The organism is Algibacter sp. AS12, assembly GCF_046736315.1.
Lineage (GTDB): Bacteria > Bacteroidota > Bacteroidia > Flavobacteriales > Flavobacteriaceae > Algibacter_B > Algibacter_B amylolyticus.
The window spans coordinates 831,796-848,464 of sequence record NZ_CP151841.1; the positions used below are offsets into that span (position 1 = coordinate 831,796).

13 protein-coding genes are annotated in these 16,669 nt (G+C 32.6%); 7 read left to right on the forward strand and 6 right to left on the reverse strand.

Annotation, left to right across the window (positions count from 1 at the left end):
• Positions 1-75: 75 nt before the first annotated feature.
• Genes AAFN75_RS03625 through AAFN75_RS03640 form a run of 4 tightly spaced genes read right to left on the reverse strand, consistent with a single transcriptional unit; the run spans position 76 to position 7,233 of the window.
• Positions 76-1,479, reverse strand: a complete 1,404-nt coding sequence (locus AAFN75_RS03625; RefSeq protein ID WP_411808260.1) for a DUF4302 domain-containing protein — start codon at positions 1,477-1,479, stop codon at positions 76-78.
• A 12-nt stretch (positions 1,480-1,491) separates the two neighbouring features.
• The gene (locus AAFN75_RS03630; protein WP_411808261.1) at positions 1,492-2,349 is read right to left on the reverse strand and encodes a substrate import-associated zinc metallohydrolase lipoprotein; all 858 of its coding nucleotides are present in this window, start codon (positions 2,347-2,349) and stop codon (positions 1,492-1,494) included.
• A gap of 26 nt (positions 2,350-2,375) precedes the next feature.
• Positions 2,376-3,878: a RagB/SusD family nutrient uptake outer membrane protein gene (locus tag AAFN75_RS03635; RefSeq protein WP_411808262.1), complete on the reverse strand. Its 1,503-nt coding sequence runs from the start codon at positions 3,876-3,878 to the stop codon at positions 2,376-2,378.
• A 10-nt stretch (positions 3,879-3,888) separates the two neighbouring features.
• Positions 3,889-7,233: a SusC/RagA family TonB-linked outer membrane protein gene (locus tag AAFN75_RS03640; RefSeq protein ID WP_411808263.1), complete on the reverse strand. Its 3,345-nt coding sequence runs from the start codon at positions 7,231-7,233 to the stop codon at positions 3,889-3,891.
• A 273-nt stretch (positions 7,234-7,506) separates the two neighbouring features.
• Here AAFN75_RS03640 and AAFN75_RS03645 point away from each other — a divergent pair, with 273 nt between their 5' ends.
• The 7 genes from AAFN75_RS03645 (at position 7,507) to AAFN75_RS03675 (ending at position 15,604) form a co-directional block, all read left to right on the forward strand.
• Positions 7,507-8,106 carry a ribonuclease HII gene (locus tag AAFN75_RS03645; RefSeq protein WP_411808264.1) on the forward strand — a complete coding sequence of 200 codons (600 nt, stop codon included), beginning with the start codon at positions 7,507-7,509 and terminating at the stop codon, positions 8,104-8,106.
• Positions 8,107-8,137: 31 nt separating this feature from the next.
• Positions 8,138-10,570 (forward strand): ribonuclease HII, encoded by a 2,433-nt coding sequence (locus tag AAFN75_RS03650; protein WP_411808265.1) that lies wholly within the window; start codon positions 8,138-8,140, stop codon positions 10,568-10,570.
• 95 nt (positions 10,571-10,665) lie between these two features.
• Positions 10,666-11,118 carry a hypothetical protein gene (locus AAFN75_RS03655; protein WP_411808266.1) on the forward strand — a complete coding sequence of 151 codons (453 nt, stop codon included), beginning with the start codon at positions 10,666-10,668 and terminating at the stop codon, positions 11,116-11,118.
• 77 nt (positions 11,119-11,195) lie between these two features.
• A complete protein-coding gene (locus AAFN75_RS03660; protein WP_411808267.1) occupies positions 11,196-11,873 on the forward strand; it encodes a hypothetical protein in 678 nt (225 codons plus the stop codon).
• A gap of 123 nt (positions 11,874-11,996) precedes the next feature.
• Complete coding sequence (locus tag AAFN75_RS03665; protein WP_144115595.1) at positions 11,997-13,046, forward strand: nucleoid-associated protein; 1,050 nt, start codon at positions 11,997-11,999, stop codon at positions 13,044-13,046.
• 307 nt (positions 13,047-13,353) lie between these two features.
• A complete protein-coding gene (locus tag AAFN75_RS03670; protein ID WP_411808268.1) occupies positions 13,354-15,225 on the forward strand; it encodes a PAS domain S-box protein in 1,872 nt (623 codons plus the stop codon).
• Entirely contained in the window at positions 15,212-15,604 is a 393-nt protein-coding gene (locus tag AAFN75_RS03675; protein WP_411808269.1) for a response regulator, read from the forward strand. Before AAFN75_RS03670 ends, AAFN75_RS03675 begins: the two co-directional genes overlap by 14 nt.
• Positions 15,605-15,706: 102 nt before the next feature.
• Here AAFN75_RS03675 and lipB read toward each other — a convergent pair whose 3' ends face one another.
• Positions 15,707-16,405 carry a lipoyl(octanoyl) transferase LipB gene (lipB, locus tag AAFN75_RS03680; RefSeq protein WP_411808270.1) on the reverse strand — a complete coding sequence of 233 codons (699 nt, stop codon included), beginning with the start codon at positions 16,403-16,405 and terminating at the stop codon, positions 15,707-15,709.
• A gap of 85 nt (positions 16,406-16,490) precedes the next feature.
• A complete protein-coding gene (locus tag AAFN75_RS03685) occupies positions 16,491-16,649 on the reverse strand; it encodes a YqaE/Pmp3 family membrane protein (RefSeq protein ID WP_092851274.1) in 159 nt (52 codons plus the stop codon).
• Positions 16,650-16,669 lie beyond the last annotated feature (20 nt).

The following is a 16,669-nucleotide window of genomic DNA, read 5'->3' on the forward strand; positions in this document are numbered from 1 at the left end:
TAAATAAAACCCCTATGCTTTATTTATTAAGCATAGGGGTTTTTAAATTAGTTGAGTAATACTCATTTAATATTTTTATGGAAAGAAATAGCCATAAGATCGTAATGAAGGATTATCTAAACTAGTAAACGCACCTGCCGCATTTAAATAACCATTTATACTACCGCTAAAAGAACCTTCGTTGGTGTAAAGTAAACCTTGAGGGCCACTGAAAAAGTCCATTAAAGGTTGTAAATTTTCTTCGAAAAACGCATCGTTTACCCCAGAATATGGTCCAAGGTACTCAAAGAACATGGTATTGTTTTCTATATTGGCAACAATACAATAATTAGCTCGATACAAGCCACCAGTTTCATCTTCTAAAAATATTGCTAAATTTGAACAACCACCTTCTAAATTAAGGAATAGGTAATAAAAAGAAAATTTTAATGTACCTGCGCCAAATCGAAGATCGAGGTTTGTATTCATTTGATCTAAAACTGTTTCTGTAAAGCAAGGACTTAACAATGGATTTGTACCGTCTGCTACATCGTAAACATAAATTGAACCTGGCAGCTCCATAACATCCTCTCCTGTAGGCGCCGATAAAGACGTTTGAGAGATAGAGGCCGTTACTCCATTAACATTTGCTACGTATTGAACTTTATCTGCTCCTGAATCTAAAATAAAATTCTCGAAGCTATTTTCTCCAACCTCTAAGGCTGGACTAATTTGTATTGCTTCTTGCCCGTCTATAAAAGTAAAAGCTACTCCTAAACCTTGCCTTGTACTCTCTCCGTTTTCATCAGTAGTTCCTGCATCGAAGAAGAAATTTCTAGAATCATAATTTAATATATAATTAGTAGTTTCGCCAGCATTATTTACTGCTAAAACTAAATTATCATAAACCGATGCGGTTTCACAATCAATCTCTGTGAACGCTTCTCTAGTGGCATACGTCAAATCGGCACTAGCAACACTTTCTGTTTCAAAATCTGTAAAACCGGAAGGCGAGATTACAAAAAGTCCGTCACTACGTACTTCTTTAAACGAAATCACTCCATTTTCTTCACCCACATATTGAAATGAGTTGCCGCCATAAAATGTATTGAAACCTTGATCGCCATCCTGAATTAAATCTGTAATATGTCTTGACCCTGATGTGAAAACCAATTCGGCAGCAGTTGTTCCTGTAACAATATCGTATCTTGTATCTGTAAGCTCGGTATTTGATTTAAAATCGGAAGTGATTTTAACTCTTAAATCTTCGGTAAACTTCATATGGAAATTTACACCACCTACAATACTATTATTTGGAAAGTAAACACCAGAATAACCTTCTTCTTGAGATAATAGAAAGGTTCGCAACTCTTCAATATTTTCATCAATTCTAATTGAGGGTGCCTCATCAAATACTGCTTCTGTTCTATCAACTTCACAAGAATTAAGAACAATAGTTAACAATAATAAACTGAATATGTATTTAATTATTTTTTTCATTTTTATTTTTTTTTAGTCCAAACTATCTATAAGTGCCTGGTACGTTAGTTCCTGAAGTTCATATAAATCGATATTGAAGTTTTCTTGAAAATACGCCACTACAATGTCTTGTTTTTGTCGTATGTACGCTTGACCTGTAGGACTAGCCGTACTAACAATTGCATCAAAATCTTCTTTAGAGTTAGTTAACATATTTGCTATAATTTCAACAAAATCTTCACCTGGCTGACTGGACGCATACGGGGTAATGAATCCCATATCTAACGCTTCTTGATCGCTAACATTAAACCATTGGGCCGTATAATCTCCTGGAGTTATTAAACCATAATCATCTGTAAACGGAATTTTCTGGTTCAAAATATGTCCATACTCATGATGTAGAGTTCTTAAAGGCTCTCTAATATTATCTTCATCAGAATAATCTAGATAGTCTAAATTAAAAAACGTAATTCTAGTTCCTGCCTCTGCCAAACCTAAGGTTATGGTAGGACTATTAGGATTATAATTAAAACCTCCAGAATACACTAATTGACGAGGGGTAATTTTTGCTATAAAATCATCGCCACCTAATTCGTTATAAGGTTCAATCCAAGCGTTTCTAATTGTTTCAGACCAACGTTCTACGCCAGCCTCTCGCATTGGATATAAAAACCTAGCTATATCGGTATCACTAGCACCCCATAAATAAGATATTTCAATATTATATGGTGCAACAAAATTAGATCTTAACCAGATATCTAAATCTGAAAGAATTGGTGTGCTCGTATCTATTTGGCTTTCTTTTATAGTATCAGACGTATCACTGCAGGAGCCTAGTAACAAGAAGACAAATACAAGATTTACCAGTGTTATATTTTTTATATTTTTCATTTTAATTGTTTTAAAGTTTAACAAGGCTATCTTGGGTTTGGTAAAATACCACGAGATTGCGCCTCGGTTGGAATTTGCAATGCCCTTTTATTATCGCCTTTAGGAAGCACTAAAGTTTCAGAAACATTTGGTGTAACTTGTCTTTCATGCTGTACTTCTATATCATGTCTTTTTATATCAAACCAACGCAAACCTTCGTTATAAAAAACAGATCTTTTTGTTTCTAAAATAACATTTACAAAAGGCAATGCATCTCCTGATATTTCATAAAACGGCGTGTAATAATTTACGTCAACCCCAAAATTATTAGCAATATCATCAGTAGTTAATATAGCCGCACTAGTATAGTTTTCAGATTTAACGGATAATAATGTATTTAAATCATCTGCAGCTAATTGAAATTCTCCTAGCATAGCATAAGCCTCGGCTCTATTAAACATGGCTTCATCGGTAGTTAAAATAGGAATTTGAACAAAAGGAGTTCCCGTTCCTGCCGCTTGGTTAGTTACTTTAAAATATTCGTCATATTTAGGAACATTATAAACTACATCGCTACCTCCATAGACCTGTTCGGACCATTCAAGTCCCGCAGCATTACCATTAAAGGAAAGTATTCTAGCTAAACTACCACTTAACTGATAACGTAAACTAGCATGATTTCTGTTATATACTGAAGATCCTACAGTTATTAATAAATTTGCAGGTTCTATAGCTGCAGAAAACCTAAAAGCTCTTTCGCTATAACTCAAAGCCGCTCCTCTGTAATCATTTGTATAATCTCTAATATCTTCTACACCTGAACCTGAACCTAGAACGTTATTACTATGCTCAACAACTTTTTGCCATTCTCCTAGCACAAGATAAAAACGAGAAGCAAATGCATTAGCAGCTCTTGCATTAAAATGAAATTTAGGCTCGTTGTAGTTTAAATCATTTCCAATATACTTAAGACCTTCAACTAAATCTGCTTTTATAAAATCATAAACTTCTTCAACTGTATTTCTTGAATATTGCGGAAGTAAGGTAGTTTCTGGCTCCGTTACATATGCAATTCCTAAATCGGACGAAGCAGTTGATGGATTATATGCTTTAGCAAAAATATTTACTAACATAAAATGGCCATACGCCCTGCATAAAAGCGCTTCCCCTCTTTCATTCACATCAGTTTCGCCTAGTTCATCTAGCGAAGTCAAGGCTTGATTTGCTTGAGCTATAGCTGCATAAGCTTCATTCCAATAATTGGTTGGTGTATCATCATCATCATCAAAAAACTCTCCCCATTCATACATAAAATCATTTAAGCGAGTTTCTGTAGCAGAAAAACCTTTATCATCTGCATTGTCAGACATTGGTTCCAAAAAAGGCGTATATAAAGCTTGCGGATACGCATTTACTAAAAGCTCACCAATTTTATCTAAAGAATCAATTTCTGTTCTATTATCTGGTGACTCATCTAATATTTCATCGCATGATACCATTACTAAAAGCAGTGCAATGATTGGTAATTTTATTAAATTATATTTTTTCATAGTTTTTTTTTTAAAATCCAACATTAACAGTAAATGTATATAACCTAGTTATTGGAAAGGCCACACCACCAGATCTTATAAATTCAGGATCCTGTCCGGCTAATTTATCATCAGAATAAATTAAGAATGGATTTGTTGTTTGCAAGCTTAACCTGAAACGCGTCATCCCTAATTTTTTAACAACATTCTTATCTAATGAATAGCCTAGTGTTATATTCTTCATACGTATAAAATCTCCATCTGCTATACGCTCAGACGAATAATTATAGGCATTAAAAATTTGTCTAGAATCTGTTGTTCCTCTTCTTTGAATTAATTGTTCTGAAGGTATTACTGGTATATTAGTAAATTCTTCATCTCCAGGAACCAACCATCTGTTTAAAAATTCAGTTGGAAAAACCGATAAATCTGAATAGCTTGAAGAATAAGCAGGATCTAACCTGATTTTATTTCCTGCAGAGAACGAAATGAAGAAGCTAAAATCCCAATTTTTATAATTAAAATTATTAGCAAGTCCACCTGTTACATTTGGCAATGTTGCGCCTTCGTATTTTAAATATGATAATGGATCATCGGTTGACTGAAAATCTATACCATCTTCAGGTAATGTAAAAGTTGGGTAACCATCACTATCAAGTCCTTCAAAATTAAATGAGAACAACGAATTTGGTGCATAACCTACCGCATTACCAAATTGACCTCCCGTAATTAAATCGAACACATTAGGTTCCTGTTGTAAATCAGTGATTTTTTGGTCAAGTAATGATATATTAAATCCTGAATTCCATTTAAAATCAGCACCTGATACATTTACAGTATTCAGCTGAAACTCTATACCTTTAGTTTCTAAAGAAGAAAAATTACCTAATTTTATTGATTCTCCCCCAATACCTGAGGTTGTTATAAAATCTATTAAATCCTTTCCATCTCTATAATACGCATCAACATTCATTGCAATTCGATTTCCGAATAAGCCAATATCTAAACCTAAGTTATATTCTGTTTGTTTTTCCCAAGTTAAACCAGAGTTTTGTAAATCGATAATATCAATAGCATTTTCTCTATCAGATATTAATAACCTATCAGTTACTTGATTTCTAAATATGGCTTCATTATTAGATGCCGTATTAGCAATTAATGCAGACAGTCCATAAGAACCTCTTAGTACTAAATTATTTAAAACACCCGAGTTATCGATAAAGTTCTCTCTGTGTATATTCCATCTTCCTGAAACAGTATATGTTGGTAACCATCTAGTTCCGTCAGATTTACCTGCTCTATTTGAGCCTTCATAGTTCCCTGAAACATTTAAAATATATTTTTTATCGAAATCATAAGTAGCATTAGCAAACAAGGTAATCTCTCTATTTCTAGTTTCTTGGTAACCAAAATAGTCATCGCCATCTAAAATTGCCTTTCTTAAAATATCAGGATCTGTAAAAACCGTTCCTCCTCTAGAGAATTGGTAGCCATACCCAGTATCAAAACCAGAAGAACGATCTGTATGTCTATACTCTTGTCCTCCATAAATGGTTAAACCATGCATATCATCTTTAAATCTTTTCTTATACTCTAAAGTATTTCTTACTGTATAAGTTGTAATAGTATTTCTACTATTTCTTAAAATTCCACCAACTGGTAAAACTACGTATGGGCTAGTATTTGGAAGTTCTGGATCTTGAAACAAAAAGGTATTAGCATCTCTAATAATAGTATTATCATCTGCTCTATAAGCCCCAGCAGCATTAGAAAACTCGGTTGTGGAATGATCTGAAATTGAGCTTGCATAACGAGCAGTTCCTAAGAATGAATATTTTAAATTATCATTAATCTGATAATCTAACTGCGCTTGAAACCTTACATCGTTTACATTTAATTCAATATAGTTATTCTTAACTTCCTCTAGGATATTAAACGGAGCCCAATTGTTTCGAACATATTCTAAATCTCCATTATTATCTCTTGGACGAATTGCTCTACTTGTATTAAGCGCATAATTAAAAGGGTTTATATCAAACTCTCGAGTAAAGGAACCAAAAAATTGATCTGACTCCCTATCTAAAGTCCCAGGAGCCATTTGATTTCTAATCGAAGTATTTAACTGTGTGGTTACCTTAATTCTATCATCATCTCCTAAATAAAAGGTATTTCTTAAGTTCCCTGTTAATCTTCTTACTCTATCTGCAATAGTCCACCCTGGATCTGTAAAATACCCTAAAGATGCATATGTCGTACTTTTCTCACTACCGGCCGAAAAGCTTAAGGTGTGTGTTTGTGTAGGAGTAGCCCTAAATAACTCTTTAAACCAATCGGTATTAGCTAGTTCATATTGCTGTAAAAAGCTAGCTCTTCCTTCTGGCGTATTGCTAACTTCAAATTCTCCTTGTTCATTTGGTTCTAAAGAATTATAAAGCAAGTTGTAAATACCACCTGTTCTACCATTAACCACACCTGTATTAGTTATTTGGCCCACTTGAGCACTTGCTAACTGTCTGTAAATAGAAACTGTTTCTTGAGAATTTAAAAGGTTATACTGGCTGTAACTTGGAATAGCTCTAACTGCATACTCTGAAGAATAATTAAAAGAAGGTTTTTGATTTCTTTTCCCAGATTTAGTAGTAATTACTACAACACCATTTAATGCTCTTGCTCCGTACTGAGCACTTGCAGATGCATCCCTAAGAATCTCAAAACTTTCAATATCATTAGCATTTAATCCTGCTAAAGCAGAACTTAATAAACTATTAATATCTCCAGCAACTAAATCTTGAAAAGATATATCTACAATCTCTTCTTGTATAGCTCCATCAATAACCCAAATAGGTTTTGTATCTCCTAAAATTGAAGACGAACCACGAATAGTTATTCTAGGTGCCGCACCAAACGTTCCAGTAACGTTTTGTACACTTACACCGGCGGCTCTACCTTCTAAACTTCGAGTTACATCAGGCACAGCGTCAAGTTTAATATCGGCTGCTTTGACTGTTTGCGATGCACCAGTAAATAACTCTCTATCTACATTTTGATACCCCGTAACAACTACCGCATCAAGACTTTCTAAATCTTCTGCCATTGTAATGTTTATTGTTGAGGCGTCTGCAACGCTTATTCTTTGAGTTTTCATACCAATAAAACTCATTCGCAACACATCTCCTTTTTTAGCCCTAATAGCATAAATTCCGTCAAAATCGGAAACTACACCTTTACTCGTTCCATCTACTACAATAGTTACTCCGGGCAAAGGCAAACCAGTGGGATCAGTAATTTTTCCCGTAATTTGACTTTCTTGAGCATTAGACAGTTGAATTGAAAACACCATTAACAGTGTTAACAACCAGGTCAATTTTAATTTCATATAAATAATTATTTGAGTTAGTCATTGACGAATTTCTAAATATTATCTTAAAGAAACAAAGATTTATCTTAAAAAATTCTTAACAAAACCACTTTTAACATTTCAAAAACTCATATATCTCAACAAAACTCTCTTTTTAATCATAAAATTTTAACAAAAAATGCATATATCTAAAAATTCTATAATGATTGTTAAACTATCCATATTTTACACATTAAAAATACTATGTATACATAATAATTGAGTTTCGAGAATTATCAATATTTTAGCACCATGTTATTAGCAAATCATTCCAATTTAATTTTAGAGTGCGGAACAGATGAAGCTGGTCGCGGTTGTTTAGCTGGACCTGTTACTGCTGCAGCCGTAATACTTCCAAAACACTTTAGTAATGCCGTTTTAAACGACTCCAAACAACTTAGCGAAAAGAAAAGAATGCTTTTAAAACCTATTATTGAAGAACAAGCCCTATGCTTTGGAGTTGCCCATGTTTTTCAAGAAGAAATTGATAAGATTAACATATTGAATGCCTCAATTTTGGCTATGCATCACTCCATAGATAAATTAAGTAAAACACCACAATTTATTATTGTTGATGGTAACAAGTTTAAGCTTTACAAAAACGTACCCCACGAAACCATTATTAAAGGTGATAGCAAATATTTAAGTATTGCTGCGGCTTCTGTTTTAGCAAAAACACACAGGGATTTATATATGGACAAAATCCACCAGGAATTCCCCATGTATAACTGGAAACAAAACAAAGGGTATCCTACTAAAGAGCATCGGGCAGCCATTAAAAAATATGGTATAACAAAATACCACAGAAAATCGTTTAGATTATTACCCGACCAATTTAAGTTAGACGTTTAAGTTTTTATATTTGTATAAATTAACCCCTTACATGAGACTACTTTGTTTTTCCTATATATTTTTATTCGTTTTTGGATGTTCTAAAACAAACAATAAACGCATTAACCTTTTAGATTATGTACCCGAAAACACCTCGTTTATTTTAAAAACTAATAACACTGAAGGATTAAACAGCGGCATTTATAATAGTGACTTTTTACAAAGTATATCGGGCACGACTACTTATAAGAATTTAGAAAAACAATTATCGCCGTTAACCTATTTAAGCCCTGCAAGCGAACTTTTAATTTGCTTTTCTGAAGATAATACAGATAGCATGCAGTATTCGGTAGTAACGAAATTGACTAAAGATTTGTTTCTAACGGATTCTTTACCCAATTACACAGAAGAACTACTTAAATACAACAACCAAGCTATTAGAAAACATACTATCGATCAAGATACGTTTTACAGCACTACTATTGATAGTACCTTTTTTGCATCATCATCAAAACAGATCGTTGATCAAGTTTTTAATTCTACTTTTAATGACGAAAACCTAAAAAGGCTTTACAAGGCATCCAGCAAAGACAAAACAGCATCGCTACTATTAAACACAAAATCGAGCTTAGCACCTTCGCTTTTTATTGAAGATTCACTTTCACTTAACCTGCTAACAGAATATATGGCTATCGATTTGGAATTAAACCAAAACGACATGTACTTTAACGGTATTGCCAAGGCGAATGATTCTACCGAAAGTCTTATAAATATTTTTAAAAACACGATTCCGCAAGTCAATCAAATTCAAAATATAACACCAACTAATAGCGATGGTGTATTAGCATTTACATTTAACGATTTTACTCAATTTCAAGAAAACTTAATTAAATATCAAAGTACAGATTCCTTAAATACGAATACCAACCTTTTTAATGACGTAATAGAAATTGGTGTTATTTATGAAGGTAATAATCGTGCAATCATATTAAATTCTATTGATATTATTGCAACCAAAGACGCGCTTTTAAGCGAGCAAACGATCGTTGAAACGTACAGAGAAATTGATATTTATAGTTTTAGTAAACCTAGTTTATTTGCTCATACGTTTTCTCCGTTAATTACTTCTGCCAATGCAAACTTGTATTGCATTATAGACGACTTCCTTGTATTTAGCGGAAGCACTGAAATGCTCCAAAATATTATTGCTAACTATCAAAATAAAACAACATTAAGTACGACATCGTATTTTAAAAACAACAAAGAAAACTTAAGTGATGCATCATCCTTACTACAAATTATAAATGCAGCTTCGCTAAAAACGCTATTAAACAAAAACATTTCAGCTAATACAACCTATAATATTGATGGTTACAATGCAACAGCCATTCAATTTATATACGATAATAATTTTGCGCATGTTAATGGCATTATAGCAAAAAATAAAAAAAGAGCGCATGTAAACTCAGTGTCAGAAGAATTAAATATTAAACTCGACAAGGCTATTTTAAACACACCGCAATTTGTAAAAAACCATATTACAAAACAAAAAGAAATTGTTGTTCAAGATGTCAATAACAATCTATATTTAATTTCCAACCAAGGAAAAACACTTTGGAAAAAGCAATTACAAGGGCCTATTTTAGGTAAGATTGAGCAAATAGACATTTATAAAAATGGGCGCTTACAATTAGCATTTGCTACACCAAACCGGGTTTATGTTTTAGATAGAAATGGTAAGGAAGTAAAACCGTTTGCCTTAAAATTTAATGATAATATTACCCAACCCTTGGCTGTTTTCGATTATGATAACCGAAAAAACTACAGACTTTTAGTTACGCAAGGTAAAAACGTTTTAATGTACGACACAAAAGGAAAAACAATAAACGGTTTCACTTTTAAAACCGCTAATAAAACTATTATAACGCAACCTAAACATTTTAGAATTGGAACTAAAGATTACATTACTATTAAAACTAGTAACAAACTTTACATACTAGACAGGCTCGGAAAAACTAGAGTAAAACCTAAACAATCGTACTCCTACTCCAACCAACCTATATTTTTATACAATAATACGTTTACTACAACAACGGCCTCTGGCGATCTAGTTCTAGTAGATTCAAAAGGAAATGTATCGTCTAGAAACTTAAACCTAACCGAGAATCATCATATTGAAACAACGAGTAAAACATTAGTAACGCAAAGCGAAAACAAACTTGTTATTAAAAATAAAACTACCGAGTTAGACTTTGGAGATTATTCCAACCCGAAACTTTTCTACATTAATAATAAAATTTACGTTTCCACAACTGATTTGCAATCACATAAAATCTATTTATACGATAGCCAATCTAAATTACTCCCAAATTTCCCGGTTTACGGAAATGCTTCAATAGAACTTGATAATATTGACAAAGACAGTAATTTAGAATTTGTAACTAAGGGAGAAAACAACTCTATAATTTTGTATCAAATTAATTAACTGCCTGATAACGATGTAAATAAATCTACATGCGTTGTATATCGATAAAAATTAATCTTTATCTTTAAGGCAGCTATTAATCAACTCGTTACAAAATGAAATCACCAAAAAATGCGGCAAGCATCATTCTCTTTTGGATTGCTTTTATTGCCCTATTCCCAAAACTCGATGCGCAAACCAAACAACTAAAACGCCCTAATAGTAACATTGGTGTTTCCAGTGTAGATGCTTTTGTTACTAAATCATTCGATATTTACGATAAAGTTTATAAATACGATGGTTTTGCAGAAACAGGAACACCTTTAGAGGATGAAGATATCGACTCCTTAGAGGAAGCTAGAAATGATTTAGAAGGCTTAATCGATAGCGCTTCAAATATTCTAGATGATTTGGATGGCTTAAGTATATTAAAACAAGGAAAAGCAACCCTTAGAATTAATAAAGCAAAAAAAGCACTTAAATACAGTATTAAAACTTCAAAAAAATTATTACTCGGCGAGAAAAACACTAATGTAGAGGAAAATGACATTGATACTGAAGATGATTAGTACCTTTAGAAGCTACTTAGCAAATAAAATATATTAAAAACATAATACCTAAAGCGTATTCTAAAAAATCAAACAAAATGAAAACAAAAATTACAATATTAATAGGTCTATTTTTTATAAGCGTTTCGTCTTACAGTCAAAATGCATGTAAAGCATACTATCCTTTTGAAGAAGGCGTTACCTTCGAAATAACAAACTATAGCAAAAAAGGTAAAAAGGAAGGTGTTGTTAATTACGAAGTAACAAATATTGTTGGCAATACTGCTACTATAAAAACCATTATTTATGATGCTAAAGGAAAAGAAATTACAACCACCAGTTATGACATAATGTGCGATGGAAACACCGTTTCAATAGATTTTAAATCCATGATTAATCCAGATATGCTTAAACAATATAAGGATATGGAAATGGAGGTTACAGGTACAAATATTGAATTGCCTAACGATTTACAAATTGGCCAATCTTTAAAAGATGCTAATATGAATATGGCGATAAATATGGGTGGTATAAATATGAATATGAGCGTTAACATACTAAACAGAAAAGTAGATCAAAAAGAATCGATAACCACACCAGCAGGAACCTTTAACTGTTTTGCATTAAGTTATGATAACGAAATGAAAATGGGCATGAAAATGACATTTAAAATAAAAGAATGGATTGCCGAAGGCGTTGGCGTTGTAAAAAGTGAATCGTATAACAAAAACGGAAAACTTATGGGATATTCAGAACTTACAAGTTTTAAAAAATAAAGGCTTATTAACCACCAAAAGCCATTCCTGAAATATTGAGCATCAAAGTATCGTACTTTGGTGCTCTTTTTTTATATCAAATTCAGCTTAATTTTATAGTATTGCATTTATAATATTCAACTCATGATTTCAAGAAAAAACGCTGCCATATCAAAATTCATTATTCATAAGGTTGGTAATAAATTCAACGATACAAAAAATGCTTTCTCAGAAAAGTTAGTTGATTTTGATGAACCAAGTTACGACTTAATGCTACCTTTCTTATTAAGGCCTTTTGGTAGCGTAGTACAAAGCTACAGGTTTAACCACCATGCCAGTATTTCGTTAAACGAAATTAATAGCTATTGTACACAAATGTTTAACGACGAGGAGGCTTTTGTTGAAGTATCAAAACATATAGTAACACATTTATATGAGCAATCGAGTTCGGCTCAAATAAAAACAGGCGATGTTTTAATTGTTATGTTTGAAGGCATAGAATTTAGAGATATGTCTACCAACGCTATTGGAATTTTTAAAATTGAAAGTAAAGTTAATTTCTTTCAAACCTATTTAGAAAATAATAGTTACGATGTGTTAGTGCAAAAAGGAATAAACTCCAGAAAAGTTGATAAAGGCTGTTTAATTTTAAACCAAAGTGATACCGAAGGTAATATTATTTTAAGCGTAGATAATAATAGTTACGATGCCCAATATTGGCTTAATCATTTTTTAAATATAAAATATGCCGATGATGCCAACAACCACACACAACAATATATAGAGCTCTGTAAAGAATTCTCGACCGAGGTTTTAAAACCTAATTATGGCGCCAAAGAACAAAATACATTTTTAGCACATACTATCGATTTTTTTAAAGAAAATGAAATTGTAAATGTAGAACGTTTTAAAGAAGAACTCTTTGAAGACGAAAAGCATATTAGAGAGTTTGAAAACTACAAGAAAGATTATGAGGGTGAAAAAAATCTGGTGTTAAGAAACCAATTTGATGTTGCTGAAGCCGTAGTAACCAAGGCTAAACGAAAAATTAAAACAGACATTAAACTAGACACTAACATACAAATAAAACTAGATATTGACGCGCCAGATGCATCAGCCGAATATTTAGAACGTGGTTATGACGAAGTAAAGAAAATGCATTATTACAAGGTATTTTTTAATGAGGAAGATTAATTTTCTTTTCAAAGAAAGTAAGACTCTTTATCCACCTAACACTTAAATACATCCTGTTTTTAACTATAACAAAGACACAGTTCGGCATGCTTTATTTTTAAAATAACTACAATTATTTATAATTATCGCTACTAATTCACTAAATTTACTACTAAATAAGTAGCTAGCCCCCTACTGTTTTAGTGATAATTTACCTCTCACTTATCTATAAACAAGTCGTCTCTCCAAAGCTATACAATACGTGTAAACCCTAGTGTTTACTTTAAAAGAGTATTAATTAATAGCAATATTACATAAATAATTAAAAATGAATTATTTACAAAAGGAATTATACGATCTTGTAAAATCGGATGATACTATTTTCGAGTTCATACAAAGTAATTCTCTAGACGGTATGTGGTTCTGGGATTTGGAAAACCCAGAAAACGAATGGATGAACGAACGCTTTTGGGAAACCCTAGGTTACAATCCAGAAAACATGCCACACAAAGCCTCTGCAAGACAAAACATTATAAACCAAGACGATTTAAAACTTGCCGTTGCTAACTTTCAAAAACATTTAAGCGACCCAAAGCACCCATACGATCAAGTTGTTCGCTACACACATAAAACTGGTAAAATAGTTTGGATACGTTGCAAAGGTCTAGCAATAAGAAATAAAAAAGGAGAACCTATTAGAATGTTAGGATCTCATATTGAAGTTACAAACCTAAAAGAACAAGAACGCTTTTTACATAGATGTAATCAAGAAGCTCATATTGGTTTTTGGGAAATGGATGTTACCAACAAAACAGTAATCTGGAGCGGTACAACCAAAACAATACATGAAGTTGATGAAGACTATGAACCTTCCCTTGATACAGGAATAAATTTCTACAAGAAAGGCTATAGCAGAGATCGAATTACCGAACTCGTACTTCTTGCTTTAAATGACGGAAAAGGGTTTACTGAAGAGCTGCAAATTGTAACAAAATTAAACCATACCAAATGGGTAAAAGTAATTGGAATACCAGAAAAGAATAACGGTTCCTTCCAAAGGATCTATGGGACTATTCAAGATATAGATTTATTAAAAACCAATCAAATTAAGCTAAAACAAAGTGAGCAAGCTTTTAGGGGTAGCTTTGAAAATGCTGCCATTGGTATGGCTATTTTAGATAAAGATGGTAAATGGTTAAAAGTTAACCAAACGCTTTGTGATATTATTGGTTATACAGCTTTGGAGTTACATAAACTTTCATTTCAAGATAGTACACATCCAGATGATCTTGATTTAGATTTATACTTATTAAAAGAAATTATTACTGGAAAACGCGACCATTACAAAATTGACAAGCGCTATTTTCATAAAGACGGCCATATTGTTTATATACATTTAGCAGTTTCTGTGGTAAGAGACATAAACGACGATGTGCTTCATTTTGTTTCTCAAATAGTAGATATCACATTAATTAAGGAGCAAGAAATTCGATTGGAAAAAATTATATCCATAACAAAAGACCAAAATGAGCGTTTAAAAAACTTTGCCCATATTGTTTCGCATAATTTAAGGTCGCACTCAGGAGGTATTTCGGCACTTTTAGGTATTTTAAAAAGTGAACTGCCCGAGCTGTTCAATAATGAAATGGTTCAGCTTTTAGAAACATCATCTCAGAATTTGGAAGAAACTATTTCAGACCTTTCAGAAATTGTGCAAATAAACATGTTATCTAAAGAAACGCTTACCAACATACCTATAAAACCAATTATCGATCAACAAATTGAATCTATTTTACCCCTTGCAGAAATGAACAGGGTAAAAATAAAAAACAATATCCCAGATAATCTTGAGGTTATTGGTATTAAAGCATATTTAGATAGTATTGTTTTAAATTTTATTACAAATGCTATAAAGTATCGCTCCAAAGACAGAGATAGTTACCTAGATATAAATTACAAAAAAAACACGACATCTACTTCTATAGAATTTACAGACAATGGGCTTGGAATAAACCTAGACTTGCATAAAAACAAGCTTTTTGGCATGTATAAAACATTTCATCGAAATGAAGACTCTAAAGGCATTGGCTTATTTATAACCAAAAACCAAGTAGAAGCCTTAGGCGGCAAAATTGAAGTAGAAAGTACAGAAAATATTGGAACAACCTTTAAAGTAAATTTTAGAAATGAAAAAAATTAATCTAGCTTGTATTATTGAGGACGATCCAACTCACGTTTATATCACCAAACGTTTTTTAAACCTGAGTGGTTTGGTTGAATCTGTTTTAATTTGCTCTAACGGTAAAGATGCCTTTGATAAATTAAAATCGATAATCGCGAATGGCGAAAAACTTCCTGAACTTATCTTATTGGATTTAAACATGCCTATTTGGGATGGCTGGCAGTTTTTAGATGCCTTTAAAACCATACCTGTAGAGCAAAAATTAGAAATTTTTATTGTTACCAGCTCTGATTCTGAAGCAGACAAACGTCGTGCTGAAGAATATAACATTAACAGCAACTACATTGTTAAACCTATAACTTTAGAGAAATTAAAAGAAACTGTTTTTGAAGCTTAATTAGCTCTGAGATTAATAGATAAAAATAAAAACACTTTTTAAGAGGTGTTTTTTTTATGTGCGAAATCGAAATCATTAAATCCTATAAACGGATTAATACAGTTAAACAAATCCCGCCTTAAAAAGCTCAGCAAAATGTTTTAATAACTTTGTTTTAACCTCAGCCTCATCCACTTCTTTTTTACCAAGCTCAACATTTAAAGAGGTTACTGCTTTTCCTCGAATACCACACGGAATCATTAAATCGAAATACCCTAAGTTAGCATTTACATTAAGTGCAAAACCATGCATGGTTACCCAACGGCTAGCACGCACACCCATAGCGCAAATTTTACGTGCAAATGGTGTTCCTACATCTAACCAAACTCCAGTTTCTCCAGGGCTGCGTTCTGCTTTTAAACCGTATTCGGCAAGGGTTAGGATAATCATTTCTTCTAAAAAACGAAGATATTTATGGATATCGGTAAAAAAATTATCTAAGTCTAAAATAGGGTAGCCTACTATTTGCCCAGGACCATGATAGGTAATATCGCCGCCACGATTTACTTTATAAAAACTTGCGTTTTTTTCTTTTAGTTGTGCTTGGTCTATTAATAGGTTAGACATATCGCCACTTTTACCCAACGTATACACATGCGGATGCTCAACAAATAAAAAATAATTTTTAGTTTCTAAACCGGCATCTTCTCGCCTATTTTTAATTTTTGAGTCTACTATACCACGAAACAGGGTTTCTTGGTAATCCCAGGTTTCTTTATAGTCTTTTAAGCCTAAATCTTGAAGTTCGATGTTCTTATTCATAACACTGCAAAATTACGATATTTTATGTGAAAATAACCGAAGACAGCTGACCGAAGACAAATGACTGAAGACTGCATACTGCAAACTAACTCTTAGGGTTATTCACTATAACTAATGCTGCAATTACTCCGGGCACCCAGCCACAAAGCCATAATAAAAAGACGATAATAATAGAACCGCAACCTTTATCGATAACTGCTAAAGGCGGGCAAATAATAGACAGTAATACTCTCCAAAAACTCATGTTTGATTTAATTTAATTGA

Excerpts from the sequence above, each read along its gene's own strand:
- AAFN75_RS03625 (WP_411808260.1), bottom strand. The coding sequence starts at position 1,479 with ATGAAAAAAATAATTAAATACATATTCAGTTTATTATTGTTAACTATT.
- AAFN75_RS03630 (WP_411808261.1), bottom strand. The coding sequence starts at position 2,349 with ATGAAAAATATAAAAAATATAACACTGGTAAATCTTGTATTTGTCTTC.
- AAFN75_RS03635 (WP_411808262.1), bottom strand. The coding sequence starts at position 3,878 with ATGAAAAAATATAATTTAATAAAATTACCAATCATTGCACTGCTTTTA.
- AAFN75_RS03640 (WP_411808263.1), bottom strand. The coding sequence starts at position 7,233 with ATGAAATTAAAATTGACCTGGTTGTTAACACTGTTAATGGTGTTTTCA.
- AAFN75_RS03645 (WP_411808264.1), top strand. The coding sequence starts at position 7,507 with ATGTTATTAGCAAATCATTCCAATTTAATTTTAGAGTGCGGAACAGAT.
- AAFN75_RS03650 (WP_411808265.1), top strand. The coding sequence starts at position 8,138 with ATGAGACTACTTTGTTTTTCCTATATATTTTTATTCGTTTTTGGATGT.
- AAFN75_RS03655 (WP_411808266.1), top strand. The coding sequence starts at position 10,666 with ATGAAATCACCAAAAAATGCGGCAAGCATCATTCTCTTTTGGATTGCT.
- AAFN75_RS03660 (WP_411808267.1), top strand. The coding sequence starts at position 11,196 with ATGAAAACAAAAATTACAATATTAATAGGTCTATTTTTTATAAGCGTT.
- AAFN75_RS03665 (WP_144115595.1), top strand. The coding sequence starts at position 11,997 with ATGATTTCAAGAAAAAACGCTGCCATATCAAAATTCATTATTCATAAG.
- AAFN75_RS03670 (WP_411808268.1), top strand. The coding sequence starts at position 13,354 with ATGAATTATTTACAAAAGGAATTATACGATCTTGTAAAATCGGATGAT.
- AAFN75_RS03675 (WP_411808269.1), top strand. The coding sequence starts at position 15,212 with ATGAAAAAAATTAATCTAGCTTGTATTATTGAGGACGATCCAACTCAC.
- lipB (WP_411808270.1), bottom strand. The coding sequence starts at position 16,405 with ATGAATAAGAACATCGAACTTCAAGATTTAGGCTTAAAAGACTATAAA.
- AAFN75_RS03685 (WP_092851274.1), bottom strand. The coding sequence starts at position 16,649 with ATGAGTTTTTGGAGAGTATTACTGTCTATTATTTGCCCGCCTTTAGCA.